This window comes from Aeromonas sp. FDAARGOS 1414, from assembly GCF_019047065.1.
In the GTDB taxonomy this organism is placed as follows: Bacteria; Pseudomonadota; Gammaproteobacteria; order Enterobacterales; family Aeromonadaceae; genus Aeromonas; species Aeromonas veronii_A.
In genome coordinates this window covers 983,463-999,749 of record NZ_CP077210.1, presented here as the reverse complement: position 1 = coordinate 999,749, position 16,287 = coordinate 983,463, and the positions used below count along the sequence as shown (strand labels likewise).

Below are 16,287 nucleotides of genomic sequence, written 5' to 3'. Positions count from 1 at the left end.
AGGGCATGGCCAGGGATAGTATGAAACGGTGAGGCTTAGTCCCGCACCGGCGGCGGTGCCAGCACGTCGCGCTGACCATTGCCACCCGGTGAGCTGACGATGCCCTGATTCTCCATCTGCTCGATGAGACGGGCTGCCCGGTTGTAACCAATCTTGAACTTGCGCTGGACGCTGGAGGTCGAGCCACGGCGGGACTCCACCACAAAAGCGACCGCTTCGTCGAACAGGGGGTCGAGCTCTTCGTCACCACCACCGCCATATTCGCCGCTGCCACCTTCGCCACCCGACTCACCGGAGAGGATCTCCTCGATGTAGTTCGGCTCGCCGCGCAGTTTCCAGTCCGCCACCACCTTGTGCACTTCGTGATCATCGACGAACGCTCCGTGTACCCGGGTCGGGTTGGAGGTCCCGGCCGGCATGTAGAGCATGTCGCCCATACCAAGCAGGGATTCGGCGCCCCCCTGATCGATGATGGTGCGCGAGTCGATCTTGCTCGACACCTGGAACGAAATACGGGTCGGGATGTTGGCCTTGATAAGACCGGTGATGACATCCACTGATGGACGCTGGGTCGCCAGAATAAGGTGAATACCGGCGGCCCGCGCCTTCTGGGCGATACGGGCAATCAGCTCTTCCACCTTCTTGCCGACGATCATCATCATGTCGGCAAATTCGTCCACCACCACCACGATGTGGGGCAGCTTCTCCAGCTCCGGCGGCATCTGATCCATGGAATCACCCGGGCGCCACAACGGATCCAGCAGGGGTTCCCCCTCCTCGATGGCAGCCAGTACCTTGTCGTTGTAGCCCTTGAGGTTACGCACCCCGACCGCCGACATCAGCTTGTAACGGCGTTCCATCTCCCCCACGCACCAGCGCAGGGCGTTGGCGGCGTCCTTCATATCGGTCACCACCTCGGTCAGCAGGTGCGGGATCCCTTCGTAGACCGAGAGTTCCAGCATCTTGGGGTCGATCATGATAAAGCGCAGGTCATCGGGGGATGACTTGTAGAGCATCGAGATGATCATGGTGTTGACCCCCACTGACTTACCGGAACCTGTGGTACCGGCCACTAGCAGGTGCGGCATCTTGGCCAGGTTCACCACCACCGGCTCGCCGGCGATGTCCTGACCCAGGCCCATGGTGAGCGGGTTGCGGCTATCGCGGAAGGCATCGCAGTCGAGGGTCTCGCGCAGGTAAACGGTCTGACGCACCCGGTTGGGCAGCTCAATACCGACGAAGGTCTTGCCCGGGATCACCTCAACCACCCGCACACTGCTGGCAGAGAGGGAACGGGCCAGATCGCGCGAGAGGTTGGTGATCTTGCTCGCCTTCATGCCCGGCGCCAGATCCAGCTCGAAACGGGTAATGACCGGGCCCGGATAGACACCCACCACCTTGGCCTGCACGTTGTAGTCGGCAAGCTTGGCCTCCACCAGACGCCCCATGCGATCCAGCTCATCCTTGCTCATCATCTGGGTCTTGGCGGGTGGACGGTCGAGCAGCTCGATACTCGGCAACGGCGGCAGCGTAGATTGCGGACGACGCTTGGGCTTGGTCGGTGCGACGGCTACCGGCGCGGCGACCTCGTCGTCCCCTTCGGCCCACGGCAGTTCCAGATCGTCCTCATCATCGTCATCGGCCACAGCCAGTACCGGCTGACGGCGCCCATTGGCAGCCGCCACCGCACGTTTCGGTTTGGCAGCCGGAGTCGGCTCATCATCTTCATCATCAAACTGTGGGTCGAACTCGAAGGTATCGTCGTCGAGTTCCGGCAGCCACTCTTCGGCGGCAGCCTTCTGATTCTTGGCCTTGGGCTTGCGAGTCCAGCTGGTGTGCGGCTCATCTTCCTCGTCATCAAACGCGATGGCCCCTACCCCGCCTTCCAGCAAGGGATCCGGCCCCTCGTTGCGGGGTTGACGCCAGCCACCGGTCAACCAGCGGCCAAGGGTGGTCGGGAAGTGGTAAACAGCGCTGACCGAACCGGTACAGGCCGCGCCGATCTGCTCGACGATGGTGAGCCAGGACCAGCCGGTAAACAGGGTGATGCCGGTTGCCACGAAGCAGAGCAGCATCAGGTTGGCCCCGACGCCGCCAAACAGCGGCACCACGGCAGAAGCGATCACATCCCCCACCAGACCACCGGCGGAGAAGTTTTGCATATCGTTGAAGTTCATGCTGGCAATGGCCGACATGCCGAGCACGGTCAGGATAAAGCCGATGATCCGCACCCCCAGGGTGAGGTAATCCACATCGAGCAGACGGCTCGGGCGCCAGAACAGACTCCAGCCCAGCAGCACCACCAGCGGCGGCACCAGATAGGAGAAGGCACCAAAGGTAAACATGGTGATGTCGGCGAGCCAGGCACCGGCACTACCGGCGAGGTTCTTCACCTCCCCTTGCCAGGAGGTCTGGGACCAGCCGGGATCAGCGGGATGATAGGACAACAGGGCAAGCAGAAGATAAGCAGCCATCAGGGTGATGGCGATCAAGACGGCTTCGAAGATCCGTTGTGTACCTGATAAAGGAGTAAACAGCTTTTTATCGGCCAAACTCCGGCTCCTTTCTGAAAACATGTAATGCAGGAAATAAGGGGGCCTAGTATCCCCGAAAAGCCCATCGATTGTCAGCCAGAGCCTGATGGGACGGGGCCCTATTTGCAATTATCTTTACAAGAAGAAACGAGCGGACCGGCCGCTCGTTTCTGACTGTCATGGTGTCTCATATGGAAAAGATACCACGGCATAACCTGCTTTATCGGGTGCTGATCACCAGACGACTGCTCTGCTTGACCTCTTCCATCACCACGTAGGTACGGGTGTCATTGACACCGGGCAGACGCAGCAGGGTTTCCCCCAACAGACGGCGGTAAGCCGACATGTCGCTGACTCGGGTCTTGAGCAGATAGTCGAAGTCACCGGAAACCAGATGACACTCCTGGATCTCTTCGAGCACCTGAACAGCCTTGTTGAACTGTTCAAACACATCAGGCGCCCCGCGATTGAGGGTTATCTCTACAAACACCAGCAGAGATGCGTCCAGATAATGAGGGTTCAGAATAGCGGCATATCCTTCGATATAACCTTGTCGCTCGAGGCGACGAACCCGTTCCAGACACGGTGTAGGACTCAGGCCAACTCGCTTGGACAACTCAACATTCGAAATCCTGCCATCCTTTTGCAGTTCATTAAGAATGTTGCGGTCAATCCTGTCCAAATCCTTTAGCCGACTCTTAGCTTCCATCATTTTATTCCATCCTTTGGCTATTTTTTGGTAAGAATCACCAGTCATTTTATAATTATGGTCACAAATCCTGTCAATACCTGAATATACTAGGCGCAAATGTTGGTTAACATTTTGGCAACATGAAACACCAATCTATAGACGAGGGATAGCATGATTATCGGTGTACCTAAAGAGATAAAAAACCATGAATACCGCGTAGGCATGGTTCCGGCCAGTGTACGTGAACTGACAGCACGAAACCATACTGTTTTCGTCCAAAGCGGTGCCGGAAACGGCATTGGCTTCAGCGATGCAGATTATATCGCTGTTGGAGCCGAAATTTTGGCCTCTGCAGCAGAGGTTTTCGCCAAAGCCGAGATGATCGTCAAGGTCAAGGAACCTCAGCCTGTCGAATGTGCCATGCTGCGTCCGGGTCAAACCCTGTTCACCTATCTGCATCTGGCGCCAGACTTGCCCCAGACCGAAGCCCTGCTGAAAAGCGGCGCCATCTGTATCGCCTATGAAACCGTCACCGACGGCCGTGGCGGCCTGCCCCTGCTGGCCCCCATGTCGGAAGTGGCCGGACGCATGTCTATTCAGGCGGGTGCCCAGGCGCTGGAAAAATCGCGCGGTGGGAGCGGTGTGCTGCTCGGCGGCGTACCAGGTGTCGAACCGGCCAAGGTGGTGATCATCGGCGGCGGCGTGGTCGGCTCCAATGCGGCTCGTATGGCCATTGGCCTGCGCGCAGATGTGACCATCCTCGACAACAACGTCGATACCTTGCGTCGTCTCGATAACGAGTTCCAGGGAGCGGCCAAGGTGGTCTACTCCAACAGCGAGACGCTGGAACGCCATCTGCTGGCGGCCGATCTGGTCATCGGCGGCGTGCTGGTTCCGGGCGCCACTGCGCCAAAACTTGTCAGCCGTGACCACATTGCGCGCATGAAGCCGGGTTCGGCCATCGTCGATGTGGCCATCGATCAGGGCGGCTGTGTGGAAACCTCCCACGCCACCACCCACCAGGATCCGACCTATATTGTCGATGAGGTGGTGCACTACTGTGTCGCCAACATGCCGGGGGCGGTGGCCCGCACCTCGACCGTGGCGCTCAACAATGCCACCCTCCCCTTTATTATCAAGCTGGCCCAGCAAGGGTATCGTCAGGCACTGCTGAGCGATCCCAACCTGCTGCACGGGCTCAACGTGATGGAGGGCAAACTCACCTGCAAGGAAGTGGCCGTGGCACATGGCCTTGCCTACACGGATCCCCTGACCCTGCTGAACTGATCTGCGCTGGCCCGCGCCAGTTGGAGATGAGTGAAAATCCGCCCGCGATGGGCGGTTTTTTTATTCCTTTATTTTGCATGTCACCCCTTGTGAACACGATTAGTGCAATCGACTCACCAGCCTTTGACCCCGGATCACGAATTACCTACAATCGCGCAAACTCATCACATCCCGGAAATGACATCATGAGCCAAGTCACTCACAGCAAATTGCTGATCTTAGGGTCAGGCCCAGCCGGTTACACCGCGGCCGTCTACGCCGCCCGCGCCAACCTCAATCCCCTGCTCATCACCGGCATGCAGCAAGGGGGTCAGCTGACCACCACCACCGAAGTGGAGAACTGGCCAGGTGATCCGGAAGGCCTGACCGGCCCGGCCCTGATGGAGCGCATGAAAGCCCATGCAGAGAAGTTCGATACCCGCATCCTGTTTGATCACATCAACAGTGTCGAACTGACTCAGCGCCCGTTCCGTCTCAAGGGCGACAACGGCGAGTACACCTGCGATGCCCTGATCATCGCGACCGGCGCCTCCGCCAAGTATCTGGGTTTGCCCTCCGAAGAAGCCTTCAAGGGGCGCGGTGTCTCTGCCTGTGCCACCTGTGACGGTTTCTTCTACCGCAATCAGGAAGTGGCGGTGATTGGCGGCGGCAACACCGCCGTTGAAGAAGCCTTGTATCTGGCCAACATCGCCAAGAAGGTGCACCTGATCCACCGCCGCGACGAGTTCCGGGCCGAGAAGATCCTGATCAAGCGTCTGCACGACAAGGTTGCGAGCGGCAACATCGTGCTGCACACCCACCAGACCCTGGACGAAGTGCTGGGTGATCAGATGGGGGTCACCGGTGTGCGCCTGCGCAACACTCAGGACAACAGCACCAGCGAGCTGCCGCTGATGGGCGTCTTCATCGCCATCGGCCACCAGCCCAATACCCAGATCTTCGATGGCCAGCTGGAGATGCAAAACGGCTATCTGAAGGTACGTGGCGGCCTCGACGGTTTTGCCACCCAGACCAGCATTGAAGGAGTCTTCGCTGCTGGCGATGTGGCCGACCACAACTACCGTCAGGCGATCACCTCTGCCGGTACCGGCTGCATGGCAGCCCTCGATGCCGAACGCTACCTCGACGCGCAATAAACAAGCGCAGTTGTGATATAAGGCATACCAGTCGGTATGCCTTTTTTATTTAAAGGAGTCTAATGAAACAGAAGATATTGATTGTCGAAGATAGCCTGACCATCCGCCGTATGCTGACTCAGGCCATTGCCCAGCAAACTGGCCTCGAGATTGACGCCTTCGATACCCTCGAAGGTGCCCGTCACTGTCGGGGAGAGGAGTATGTGGTCGCGCTGGTGGACCTGACCTTGCCGGATGCGCCCCGTGGCGAAGCGGTCAACGAGCTGCTGGCTCGAGGTTTGCCGGTGGTGATCCTCACTGCCGACATCAGCGAGGATAAACGTGCCGCCTGGCTGGAAACCGGCGTGCTGGACTATGTGATGAAGGATTCGCGCCATTCGCTGCAATATGCCGTCAGTCTGGTGCACCGCCTCTATCTCAACCAGTCCATCGAAGTGCTGGTGGTCGACGACTCACGCACCTCCCGTCACCGCACCATGGCCCAGTTGCGCAAGCAGTTGTTGCAGGTGCATGAGGCCAGTCATGCCCGTGAAGCGATGGCGATGCTGGAGCAACACCCGGACATCCGGCTGGCACTGGTCGACTACTATATGCCGGATATCGATGGCATCAGTCTGGTGCGGATGCTGAGAGAGCGTTACAGCAAGCAGCAGCTCGCGATTATCGGGATCTCGGTCTCGGACAAGCGCGGTCTCTCTGCTCGCTACCTCAAGCAAGGCGCCAACGACTTTCTCAACCAGCCGTTCGAGCCGGAAGAGCTGCAGTGTCGGGTCAGCCACAATCTGGAAGCGCTCGAGCAGTTCAACAGCATTCAGGAGTCAGCCAATCGTGACTACCTGACCGGTCTCTACAACCGGCGCTACTGGTTCAACGAAGGGCAAAAATGGTTTGAAGAGCATCAGCGCCAGCAGACGCCTCTGGCACTCTGTGTGCTCGATGTGGATCACTTCAAGCAGGTCAACGATCACTGGGGCCATGCCATCGGCGATCAACTGCTCTGCCATCTGACCCGGCTACTGACCCAGTTCTTCCCCGATGCCATGATCGCCCGGTTTGGCGGAGAGGAGTTTGCCATGATGGTGCCTCACTGTACCGTCCCCGTGTTGATCAAGCGTCTTGAAGGGCTGCGCCAGCAGCTGCGCCAGCAACCCTTGTCACCGGAAACCCCGCTCTTTGTTCGCGCCAGTTACGGCGTGATCAGTGTCGGGCGGATATCCATGGACGAGGCGCTGAGCGTAGCGGATCGGCTGCTCTATCAGGCAAAGAACACCGGTCGCGACAAGATAGTCTCTCAAGAGACAGCTATCTGAATCCTCAGGGCATCAGTCCCGTGTATTACCGCCCGACAGACTTTCCAGCAGGAGAGTCTGCGGGTTCCTTCCCTGCCACAGTCTCCCCATCACCGAGACTATCGAAAGTCAGTAAGTCTTGTCGACCCGCACCCCATCATCGAAGTAGAGAATGCGCACCTTGTCCCCATTGGCAAAGACCATGGCGGGATCATAATCCTGGATCACGTTGATAAGAGCATTTTGTTCGTTGCGGATCAGCAGCTCCACCAGCTTGTTTTCCACCACGGTTCCCCCGGACTGGTATTGCTGCGCAGCCGCAGCCCCCGCGAGTGCGCCGACGGCGGTGGCGATTTCACGGCCATGACCGCCGCCAAACTGGTTGCCCAGCAGACCGCCCAACACGGCACCACCCAGCGTCTTCCAGCCAGAGTGCTCGGACTCCAGGATCTGGCGCTGGGTAATATTGCGCACCGTTTCGACCTGACCAAACACAACCTGATTGACCGGCCGCGCGGTATTGCGCTGGTAGACCTCCGCCCCGGCGGGCGCCGTGACAAAGCAGAGCAAGCTGGATACTATCAGGATAATGGCCTTCATCTATGAACCTCGTTGCCTTATGTCTCGCTATCTTACCCAACTGGATGATGAGCTTTGCTGGTTTCCCGACCCCAGCCATGCGCTGGAAGAGCCCAACGGCTTGCTGGCGATCGGCGGGGATCTCTCCCCTGCCAGATTGCTGGCAGCTTACCACAAGGGGATCTTCCCGTGGAATGAACCCCACCAGCCGACCCTGTGGTGGTCACCGGATCCCCGCGGAGTGATCCGTCCCGACCAACTCCATGTGGGGCGGACACTGCAGAAGATTATCCGCAAAACCCCATTCGATATTTCCGTCAATCGCGCCTTTAATGAAGTTATTACCGCCTGCGCCGCCCCTCGTCGCACTGCCGATGGCACCTGGATCAGCCAACCCATGATCGAGGCCTACCAGCAGTTGCACCAACTGGGTCATGCCCACTCTATCGAGATCTGGCAGGAGGGAGAGCTGCAAGCGGGACTGTATGGCCTCTCTATCGGCCGACTGTTTTGCGGTGAGTCCATGTTCAGCCGGATTGATAACGGCGCCAAACTTGCCATGGTGGCACTCTGTCGCCACTTCGCCCGCCATCGCGGCGCCCTCATCGATTGCCAGATGCAAAACCCGTTTCTGGCGACCCTGGGTATCGAGGAGTGGCCACGGGCCCGTTTTCTGGCTGAGCTGGCGCGCCTTGGCCATCAACCACTGTTGGCTTCCTGCTGGCAAGAGGGGGAGATCAGCCTATGACTGAAGAAGTGATCCTAAAAGTAGGGCTGACTCCCAAGCATCCCTGCAGTTATCTGGACCATGAACAGGAGCAGTTGCTGGTGCTGATGGATCACAATCTGCTCAACGCCAACGGTTACGAGCGATTGTTGACTGCCGGTTTTCGCCGCAGTGGCAACGACATCTATCGCCCCCACTGCCCGGCGTGCCATGCCTGCCAATCCCTTCGAATTCACAGCGAGCGCTTTCGTCCCAGCCGTGGCCAGAAGCGGATCCGCCAGCTCAACAAAGATATCGAGATCGTCCTGAGCTACGACGACAAGCCCGAGTATTACCTGCTCTACGAACGTTATATCCGCGAACGCCACCACGATGGCAGCATGTATCCCCCCAACCGCAGCCAGTATCGCGGGTTTCTCCATTGTGACTGGATGCCGCCACTCTATCTGGAGATGCGCAAAGATGGCCGCCTGATCGGTGTCGCCACCACAGACCTGCTGCCCCACTCCTTGAGCGCCATGTACACCTTCTTCGATCCGGATTATGCCGATCGCTCCCTGGGCACCTTTGCCATCCTCTGCCAGCTCGATCTGGCCAGGCGAACCGGGCGAAGCTGGCTCTATCTTGGCTATCTGGTAGAGGCGTGTCGCAAGATGAATTACAAACGCAATTACCTCCCTCACGAGCTGTTAATTCAGGGGGAATGGAAAAATATCGACACCAAGCCCGAGTAAACTTTACACATAGCCTTAAATCCGGCATGATCCAGCGGTTTTTTGTTGTGGCTTATCAAGAGGATTCAATGGCTAAAGAAGACAGTATTGAGATGCAGGGCACTATTCTCGAAACCCTGCCCAATACCATGTTCCGTGTGGAACTGGAGAATGGTCACGTGGTTATCGCTCATATTTCAGGCAAGATGCGCAAAAACTACATTCGTATCCTGACTGGAGACAAAGTAACGGTAGCACTGACTCCCTACGATCTCTCCAAGGGACGTATTGTTTTCCGCTCTCGCTAAGCCAGGAATTCAGCAAAAAACCCCAACCTTTCGGTTGGGGTTTTTTGTCGTTTTCTGATCACTGACGCTTAGTGGGAAACAGCTTCAACATTGACCTGAAAATCAAAGCTGAGGCTGTCATTTACCAACTCAACCTTCACAATTCCCCCGTCAACCAGTGAACCGAAAAGGATCTCGTTGGCCAGGGGTTTCTTGAGGTGCTCCTGGATTACCCGCCCCATCGGTCTGGCGCCCATGGCTCTGTCATATCCCTTCTCTGCCAACCAGTGGCGGGCACGCTCGGAGACCTCGAGAGAGACCCCCTTCGCATCCAGTTGAACCTGTAACTCGACAATGAACTTGTCGACCACCTGATGGATCACCGTCATATCGAGATGGTTGAACCAGATGGTGTGATCAAGCCGATTACGGAACTCCGGACTGAAGGTCTTGTTGATCACCGCCATGGCATCGTGGCTCAAATCCTGTTGCTGGAAGCCAATCGATTTGCGTTGGGTCTCCTGCACACCGGCGTTGGTAGTCATCACCAAAATGACGTTACGGAAATCCGCCTTGCGCCCGTTGTTATCGGTCAGGGTGCCGTTGTCCATCACCTGCAACAGCAGATTGAATACGTCCGGGTGAGCTTTCTCAATTTCGTCGAGCAACACAACGGAATGAGGATGCTTGATCACCGAATCAGTCAGCAAACCGCCCTGCTCAAAACCGACATAACCGGGAGGTGCCCCGATCAGGCGAGAAACGGTGTGGCGTTCCATATACTCGGACATATCAAAGCGCAACACCTCGACTCCCAACGCCTTGCCCAACTGCTGAGTCACCTCTGTTTTACCGACACCGGTGGGACCGGCAAACAGGAAGCAGCCAACCGGACGACGCTCATTACCCAAACCTGAGCGTGAGAGGCGAATCGCATCTGTCAGCACCTCAATGGCTTTATCCTGACCAAAGACCACCATCTTCAGATTGCGCTCCAGGTTCTTCAGCACCTCTTTATCCGAGGAAGAAACTGATTTCTCCGGAATACGGGCAATCTTGGCGACGATGGTTTCTATCTCCTGCACATTGATCACTTTCTTGCGCTTGCTCGCCGGCAATAGCCGTTGACCGGCACCCGCCTCGTCTATCACGTCGATCGCCTTGTCGGGCAAATGACGGTCATTGATGTACTTGGCAGAGAGTTCGGCAGCTGCACGGATCGCCTTGGCTGTGTAGCGCACACCGTGGTGGGCTTCGTAGCGACTCTTGAGCCCCATCAGTATGCGAGTGGTGTCATCGATAGTCGGCTCGACAATATCGATCTTCTGGAAGCGACGGGCCAACGCACGGTCTTTCTCGAAGATCTGGGCGTACTCCTGATAAGTGGTGGATCCCACACAGCGGAGCAAACCATTGGAGAGCAGCGGCTTGATCAGGTTGGCCGCATCCAGCTGACCACCGGATGCCGCACCGGCACCAATGATGGTATGGATCTCGTCGATAAAGAGGATGGCCCCTTCCTGACGCTCAATCTGCTTGAGCAGTACCTTGAGGCGCTTCTCGAAATCCCCACGGTATTTGGTGCCCGCCAGCAGAGAACCCATATCCAGCGAATAGATGGTACTGCCCGCAATCACCTCGGGGACATCACCCTTGACGATGCGATAGGCCAGCCCTTCGGCAATGGCGGTTTTCCCCACGCCCGCTTCACCCACCAGCAACGGGTTGTTCTTGCGACGACGGCAGAGCACCTGAATCGTACGATTAAGCTCCTGATCACGACCAATCAGCGGATCGATGCGCCCTTCCAGCACCAGCTGGTTCAGGTTGGTGGCAAAGCTCTCGATCTGGGCTGCAGATACATCGTCGTCGGACTCCGGATTGTTACTACCAACATCCGGTTTGCTGTCCTTGCGCACCCCGTGGGAGAGGAAATTGACGACGTCGAGACGGCTGATCTCGGCTTTTTTCAGGAAATAGGCAGCTTGCGACTCCTGCTCGCTGAAGATCGCGACCAGTACGTTGGCACCACTGACTTCAGTATTGCCGGAGGATTGCACATGGAAGACTGCACGCTGCAACACGCGCTGGAAGCCCAAAGTCGGCTGGGTTTCCCGATCTTCATCGTCGCGCGGTATGAGCGGAGTAGTTTGGGTGATGAATGCGCGGATCTCCTTGCGCATCTGCTCAACATCGGCACCACAAGAGCTCAGCGCCTCATGGGCTGAACTGTTATCCAGAAGGGCTAACAACAGGTGCTCGACGGTCATGAATTCGTGGCGCTCGTCACGGGCCAGTTTGAAAGCCTCGTTCAGCGTCTTTTCTAGATCTTTATTCAACATAGGCACCTCCCCTAGTACAGCTACAATGTGGTGTCACACTCGCCATCAAGTCATCAGATTCAAGCCTTTTCCATAGTACAGAGCAGTGGATGTTCGTTGTTACGTGCATAGGTGTTGACCTGGACAACCTTGGTTTCGGCGATCTCTGCGGTAAACATGCCGCAGACACCCTTACCACTATAATGCACACTCAGCATGACCTGAGTCGCCTTGTCCAAATCCATACCAAAGAACTTTTGCAGCACCTCCACCACGAACTCCATCGGGGTGTAGTCATCGTTGTTCAACACAACTTTATACATGGGTGGCGGCTGCAGCTTTGTTTTCTCTGCTTCTGCAATCTCTTCATTAGCAAAGAGTTCTTTCTGCTTGCTCATAATCGCGCTTTGGTACCTCTAGATTACTACCGTCTAACACAAGGTTGTCAATAGACTTGTTAACCAGATCACATCAGCTGTTAACAACTTCTTGACTCGCTCAAAAGTTAGACTAGATTGGTTACTTGCTAATCTGTGCCCGTCTGCTATGGGCCCATGTCCCTAGTTATAAAGGGCTGGCGCAGGTTACTCAACGACTTCTGGGTAATCAATAAAAGGATGTAGAAGTATGGCAACCGGCACAGTTAAGTGGTTTAACAACGCAAAAGGATTTGGGTTTATCTGTCCGGAAGGGGGCGGTGAGGATATCTTCGCTCACTACTCCACGATTCAAATGGAGGGCTACAAGACCCTGAAAGCGGGTCAGGCTGTCAATTTTGAACTGCAACAGGGGCCGAAAGGAAATCACGCCTCTGTGATTGTGCCAAACGAAGCACAAAATATGTAAATAACACCCGTTGGATAAATAAAAAACCGGTTCCTCTCTGAGCAACCGGTTTTTTATTGTCAGATTTCTGGAGAACCCTGCCTCCTCACGGGATCACAGGTTATCGCCAGCCATGATCAGTCGTGATATTCACTGCAGGCGATCAGGGTATTTTCCATCAGGCTGGCGACCGTCATCGGGCCCACGCCACCGGGTACCGGAGTAATGAAGGAGGCATGGCTGCGCGCCGTCTCAAACTCCACATCCCCAACCAGCGAGCCATCAGCCAGGCGATTGATACCCACATCAATTACCAGTGCTCCCGGTTTGATCCACTCGCCAGGTATGAAGTTGGGCTTGCCGACCGCAACAACCAGCAGATCGGCACGGCGAACCTGCTCTTCCAGATCCCGCGTAAAACGGTGACAGGTCGTGGTTGTGCAGCCCGCCAGCAGCAATTCGAGAGTCATGGGACGCCCCACTATGTTGGACGCTCCCACCACGACAGCATGCAGACCGTGCGTCTTCACGCCGGTGGTCTCGATCAGCGTCATGATCCCTTTCGGAGTGCAGGGGCGCAGCGCCGGAATACGTTGTGCCAGACGGCCGACGTTATACGGGTGGAATCCATCTACATCCTTGTCAGGCTGGATCCGCTCCAGCACCTGAGTGGTATCAAAGTGATCCGGCAACGGCAGCTGAACCAGAATGCCATCTACGTGGCTATCCGCATTCAACTGGTCGATCAGCGCCAGCAGCTCTTCCTGACTGGCGGTTGCACTCAGATCATAGGAGCGGGAGAGAAAACCCACCTCCTCGCACGCCCGACGTTTGCTGCCGACATAAACCTGAGAGGCGGGATCCGCCCCCACCAGAATGACTGCCAGCCCTGGAGCCCGTTTCCCTGCCGCCAACCGCTGTTGGACTTGCGCCGCGACCTGGCTGCGAATCGTTTGCGCAACCTGTTTTCCATCTATGATTTTGGCAGACATCGTTCTCCACTCACCATGTGTTCAACTGCCTCGCATTGTCGCATTTTTTTAGCCGGGATGTTAGCGGCAGACGCACGCCATACCTGTAGCGGGTAATAAGTAGGCACTTGAATTTACTGGGGGAAAAAGTCGTTGACGCTGCCCCTTACGCTTGGCTATGATGCCCGCCCGTTGCCCAGTACGACTCATGTCGATATGCTGGTCAGGGATTTTCGGTGATTAGCGCAGTCCGGTAGCGCATCTGGTTTGGGACCAGAGGGTCAAAGGTTCGAATCCTTTATCACCGACCATGTTCATCGACTCGTCCTTAAGACGTGTTGATACAAAGCGCCCTTAGCTCAGTTGGATAGAGCAACGGCCTTCTAAGCCGTGGGTCGCAGGTTCGAATCCTGCAGGGCGCGCCATTGATGTTCCCCAATCCTTCTGGATTGGTGAGCGTTGATGAAGATTTCAGTGGTGGCTGTAGCTCAGTTGGTAGAGTCCCGGATTGTGATTCCGGTTGTCGTGGGTTCGAGCCCCATCAGCCACCCCATTATTCTGTCGATAATCACCGCAAGGTGATGTCCATCGACTTGGTGCAGTGACTTCTGGTCTGCTCCGCGAAAAACCGGCATTGGCCGGTTTTTTTGTTTTTACGCCCGACAGCGCCTTGCCTTGTCTGCAAGGCCATCATCCTCCAGATCGATAAACGCGGCTCCGCCCATTTGTCACGATTCGCGCCTCCCCATCGATACACACAGCCACACTCCCCCACACATCAGCCTGCCCGGTTCTTTTTCTGTATTTCCCAAGCGCCATTGATATGCTGATCGCTCTTCTTTTCTCCTGCTTTCCGTTGGAGCTTTTCTATGCAACGCATTCTTTTTGTCGAAGATGATCCCGAGATTGGCCAGCTCATCAGCAGTTGGCTCGGTCGCCACGATATGGACGTGATCCTCGAGCCCAGAGGGGATATGGCGCTGGCCCGGGTCGAGGCCGAACAGCCCGATCTGGTGCTGCTCGATATCATGTTGCCGGGGCAGGATGGCATGTCCCTCTGTCGGGATCTGCGGCCGCGCTTCGACGGCCCCATCGTAATGCTCACCTCGCTGGATAGCGACATGAACCAGATCCTTAGTCTGGAGCTGGGCGCCAACGACTACATCCTCAAAACGACACCACCACCGGTGCTACTGGCCAGACTGAGGGTGCAATTTCGCCAGCACCAGCAAGCATCAACCCAACCGGCAGCCACCAGCAGCGTTCCCCAGCAACTGCAATTTGGTCGGCTGCGGGTGGATGGCCCGGGGCGAGATGTGCGACTCGATGGCGAGAGCATTGCTCTCTCGACCGCCGACTTTGATCTGCTGTGGGAGCTCGCCTGCCACGCGGGCCAAATCTTGAGTCGGGAAGCCCTCTTTCGCAGCTTGCGCGGCCGGGAGTACGACGGTCAGGATCGCAGCATGGATGTGGCCATCTCCCGCCTGCGCCGCAAACTGGGTGATAACCCCGACAACCCGACCCGGATCAAGACGGTGCGCCAGAAAGGCTACCTCTTCGTCCCCCACGCCTGGGAATAACCCTCTTTCGGGAGCACCGCCATGCGCCGTCTCTTTATCCAATTCTATCTGTTGCTGATCGGCTGCTTCACCCTGGCCATCCTGCTGGTTGGCGTGGTCTATCAGGTCACCGCCGAACGGGCGGGTGATCGCTATCTCGAACGCATGATGCAAGGCTCCCTTGGCCTGTTGACCGGCGAGTTGGCAAGAACCCCGCCAGAGCGCTGGCCCGATCGACTGGCCGAGCAGAGCAGTCAGTTTACCCTCCCCCTCAAGATCGGCGAGCTGGTGCGCCAGCCCTTGGCCAGCGAGGATCAGGCCTTTCTGGCTGCCGGCAACATTGTCATCGTCGAGGAGGATGACACCTTCCTGCAGCGCATCCCCGATACTGACCGGGTGCTGATTGTCGGCCCTGTACCCTACCTCTCCTACCTGCATGAGCTGCACTGGGTCGATGTGGGGCTGCTGCTGGTGATCGGCCTATCCCTCGGCCTGCCCATTCTGCTCTGGTTGCGTCCCCACTGGCACGGATTGCAGCAGTTGGAGCAAACCGCACGTCGCGTAGGCGATGGGGATCTCTCCTGCCGAACCAATCTGCCACCGGGCAGCAGTCTGGCCCGGGTGGGACGCACCTTCGATCAAATGGCGACCCAATTGCAGGCCATGATTGCCAGCCGCAAGCAGCTGACCGATGCCATCGCACACGAGTTGCGCACCCCACTGGTCCGGTTGCGCTATCGGCTTGCCATGCTCGATCCTGCCCCTGCCGAACAGGAGCAGCAGGCGCTGGAGCGAGATCTGGGAGCGCTGGACGCCCTGATCGAAGAGATGCTCACCTACGCCAAGCTGGACAGGCCGGAGCTGCCGTTGCAGCGCGACGAGCTGGAGCTCAGTCACTGGGCACAAGCGCATCTTGGCGACTGGCAAGCGCTGGCCCCCGAGAAGAGGCTCACCCTCGATCTGCCGCCACGTCACATGCCCTGGTGCGGCGATCAGCGTCTGCTGACGCGCGCGGTGGAGAACCTCATCGGCAATGCTCTGCGCTACGCCGAGAGCGAGGTTACCCTCTCCATCTCGCGACTTCAGGAAAACTATCTGCTGGAGGTGAGCGACGATGGACCGGGGATCGATCCGGCGCTGGCGCCCCAGATCTTCGAGCCGTTCGTACGCCTTGATCAAAGCCGGGATCGTCGCACCGGCGGCACTGGTTTGGGACTGGCCATCGTGCGCAGCATTGCCCGTCATCACGGAGGCGATGTGGTGCTGTTGGCCAGTGACCAAGGCGCCCGCTTCTGCCTCACCCTGCCTGTACATTTGGATACAAACCGTCACCAACTGCTCACTGAAGGGCCGCCGCAACCGTCATAG

Annotated in this window: 15 protein-coding genes and 3 tRNA genes; 12 read left to right on the top strand and 6 right to left on the bottom strand. The window is 57.3% G+C overall.

All coding sequences use genetic code 11. From position 1 onward, the window contains the following. Positions 1-35 precede the first annotated feature (35 nt). Both I6L44_RS04490 and lrp read right to left on the bottom strand, forming a co-directional pair. Entirely contained in the window at positions 36-2,552 is a 2,517-nt protein-coding gene (locus I6L44_RS04490; RefSeq protein ID WP_272953436.1) for a DNA translocase FtsK, read from the bottom strand. A gap of 202 nt (positions 2,553-2,754) precedes the next feature. Beyond that, the gene (gene lrp, locus I6L44_RS04485; protein ID WP_005300047.1) at positions 2,755-3,246 is read right to left on the bottom strand and encodes a leucine-responsive transcriptional regulator Lrp; all 492 of its coding nucleotides are present in this window, start codon (positions 3,244-3,246) and stop codon (positions 2,755-2,757) included. Positions 3,247-3,396: 150 nt separating this feature from the next. Between lrp and ald the strand changes: the two genes are divergently transcribed. The 3 genes from ald to I6L44_RS04470 all read left to right on the top strand — a co-directional run bounded on the left by ald (position 3,397) and on the right by I6L44_RS04470 (position 6,958). Further along, the gene (ald, locus tag I6L44_RS04480) at positions 3,397-4,512 is read left to right on the top strand and encodes an alanine dehydrogenase (RefSeq protein ID WP_058059143.1); all 1,116 of its coding nucleotides are present in this window, start codon (positions 3,397-3,399) and stop codon (positions 4,510-4,512) included. 185 nt (positions 4,513-4,697) lie between these two features. Continuing rightward, complete coding sequence (gene trxB / locus I6L44_RS04475; protein ID WP_042062225.1) at positions 4,698-5,648, top strand: thioredoxin-disulfide reductase; 951 nt, start codon at positions 4,698-4,700, stop codon at positions 5,646-5,648. Between the two features lie 62 nt (positions 5,649-5,710). Further along, a complete protein-coding gene (locus I6L44_RS04470) occupies positions 5,711-6,958 on the top strand; it encodes a diguanylate cyclase (protein WP_005351207.1) in 1,248 nt (415 codons plus the stop codon). Between the two features lie 108 nt (positions 6,959-7,066). On the opposite strand, the gene I6L44_RS04465 is transcribed toward I6L44_RS04470, so the two are convergent. Further along, the gene (locus tag I6L44_RS04465) at positions 7,067-7,537 is read right to left on the bottom strand and encodes a glycine zipper 2TM domain-containing protein (protein ID WP_005337104.1); all 471 of its coding nucleotides are present in this window, start codon (positions 7,535-7,537) and stop codon (positions 7,067-7,069) included. Positions 7,538-7,556: 19 nt separating this feature from the next. On the opposite strand from I6L44_RS04465, the gene aat reads away from it, so the two are divergent. The 3 genes from aat to infA all read left to right on the top strand — a co-directional run bounded on the left by aat (position 7,557) and on the right by infA (position 9,264). After that, complete coding sequence (gene aat, locus I6L44_RS04460) at positions 7,557-8,264, top strand: leucyl/phenylalanyl-tRNA--protein transferase (RefSeq protein WP_158113151.1); 708 nt, start codon at positions 7,557-7,559, stop codon at positions 8,262-8,264. Continuing rightward, positions 8,261-8,977 (top strand): arginyltransferase, encoded by a 717-nt coding sequence (locus I6L44_RS04455; protein ID WP_127006603.1) that lies wholly within the window; start codon positions 8,261-8,263, stop codon positions 8,975-8,977. Before aat ends, I6L44_RS04455 begins: the two co-directional genes overlap by 4 nt. A 68-nt stretch (positions 8,978-9,045) precedes the next feature. Continuing rightward, on the top strand, positions 9,046-9,264 hold the full coding sequence (gene infA, locus I6L44_RS04450) for a translation initiation factor IF-1 (protein WP_005300033.1): 219 nt from the start codon (positions 9,046-9,048) through the stop codon (positions 9,262-9,264). Between the two features lie 68 nt (positions 9,265-9,332). On the opposite strand, the gene clpA is transcribed toward infA, so the two are convergent. Together clpA and clpS are read right to left on the bottom strand one after the other, a co-directional pair. Continuing rightward, positions 9,333-11,585 (bottom strand): ATP-dependent Clp protease ATP-binding subunit ClpA, encoded by a 2,253-nt coding sequence (gene clpA / locus I6L44_RS04445; protein ID WP_216950968.1) that lies wholly within the window; start codon positions 11,583-11,585, stop codon positions 9,333-9,335. Positions 11,586-11,644: 59 nt separating this feature from the next. After that, positions 11,645-11,962, bottom strand: a complete 318-nt coding sequence (clpS, locus tag I6L44_RS04440) for an ATP-dependent Clp protease adapter ClpS (RefSeq protein ID WP_005337111.1) — start codon at positions 11,960-11,962, stop codon at positions 11,645-11,647. Between the two features lie 229 nt (positions 11,963-12,191). On the opposite strand from clpS, the gene cspD reads away from it, so the two are divergent. After that, entirely contained in the window at positions 12,192-12,410 is a 219-nt protein-coding gene (gene cspD / locus I6L44_RS04435; RefSeq protein WP_005300025.1) for a cold shock-like protein CspD, read from the top strand. Between the two features lie 116 nt (positions 12,411-12,526). Here cspD and folD read toward each other — a convergent pair whose 3' ends face one another. Then, the gene (gene folD, locus I6L44_RS04430) at positions 12,527-13,381 is read right to left on the bottom strand and encodes a bifunctional methylenetetrahydrofolate dehydrogenase/methenyltetrahydrofolate cyclohydrolase FolD (protein ID WP_005337113.1); all 855 of its coding nucleotides are present in this window, start codon (positions 13,379-13,381) and stop codon (positions 12,527-12,529) included. Between the two features lie 213 nt (positions 13,382-13,594). Between folD and I6L44_RS04425 the strand changes: the two genes are divergently transcribed. The 5 genes from I6L44_RS04425 (at position 13,595) to rstB (ending at position 16,287) form a co-directional block, all read left to right on the top strand. Then, a tRNA-Pro gene (locus I6L44_RS04425) sits at positions 13,595-13,671 on the top strand. Between the two features lie 37 nt (positions 13,672-13,708). Then, positions 13,709-13,785, top strand: a tRNA-Arg gene (locus I6L44_RS04420). Between the two features lie 52 nt (positions 13,786-13,837). Beyond that, a tRNA-His gene (locus I6L44_RS04415) sits at positions 13,838-13,913 on the top strand. Between the two features lie 316 nt (positions 13,914-14,229). Continuing rightward, the gene (gene rstA / locus I6L44_RS04410) at positions 14,230-14,940 is read left to right on the top strand and encodes a two-component system response regulator RstA (RefSeq protein ID WP_021230547.1); all 711 of its coding nucleotides are present in this window, start codon (positions 14,230-14,232) and stop codon (positions 14,938-14,940) included. A gap of 21 nt (positions 14,941-14,961) precedes the next feature. Beyond that, a complete protein-coding gene (rstB, locus tag I6L44_RS04405; protein ID WP_216953398.1) occupies positions 14,962-16,287 on the top strand; it encodes a two-component system sensor histidine kinase RstB in 1,326 nt (441 codons plus the stop codon).

Bases quoted from the DNA above. Each gene is read 5' to 3' on its own strand.
- lrp (WP_005300047.1), bottom strand. From the start codon at position 3,246: ATGATGGAAGCTAAGAGTCGGCTAAAGGATTTGGACAGGATTGACCGC.
- ald (WP_058059143.1), top strand. From the start codon at position 3,397: ATGATTATCGGTGTACCTAAAGAGATAAAAAACCATGAATACCGCGTA.
- trxB (WP_042062225.1), top strand. From the start codon at position 4,698: ATGAGCCAAGTCACTCACAGCAAATTGCTGATCTTAGGGTCAGGCCCA.
- I6L44_RS04470 (WP_005351207.1), top strand. From the start codon at position 5,711: ATGAAACAGAAGATATTGATTGTCGAAGATAGCCTGACCATCCGCCGT.
- I6L44_RS04465 (WP_005337104.1), bottom strand. From the start codon at position 7,537: ATGAAGGCCATTATCCTGATAGTATCCAGCTTGCTCTGCTTTGTCACG.
- aat (WP_158113151.1), top strand. From the start codon at position 7,557: ATGTCTCGCTATCTTACCCAACTGGATGATGAGCTTTGCTGGTTTCCC.
- I6L44_RS04455 (WP_127006603.1), top strand. From the start codon at position 8,261: ATGACTGAAGAAGTGATCCTAAAAGTAGGGCTGACTCCCAAGCATCCC.
- infA (WP_005300033.1), top strand. From the start codon at position 9,046: ATGGCTAAAGAAGACAGTATTGAGATGCAGGGCACTATTCTCGAAACC.
- clpA (WP_216950968.1), bottom strand. From the start codon at position 11,585: ATGTTGAATAAAGATCTAGAAAAGACGCTGAACGAGGCTTTCAAACTG.
- clpS (WP_005337111.1), bottom strand. From the start codon at position 11,962: ATGAGCAAGCAGAAAGAACTCTTTGCTAATGAAGAGATTGCAGAAGCA.
- cspD (WP_005300025.1), top strand. From the start codon at position 12,192: ATGGCAACCGGCACAGTTAAGTGGTTTAACAACGCAAAAGGATTTGGG.
- folD (WP_005337113.1), bottom strand. From the start codon at position 13,381: ATGTCTGCCAAAATCATAGATGGAAAACAGGTTGCGCAAACGATTCGC.
- rstA (WP_021230547.1), top strand. From the start codon at position 14,230: ATGCAACGCATTCTTTTTGTCGAAGATGATCCCGAGATTGGCCAGCTC.
- rstB (WP_216953398.1), top strand. From the start codon at position 14,962: ATGCGCCGTCTCTTTATCCAATTCTATCTGTTGCTGATCGGCTGCTTC.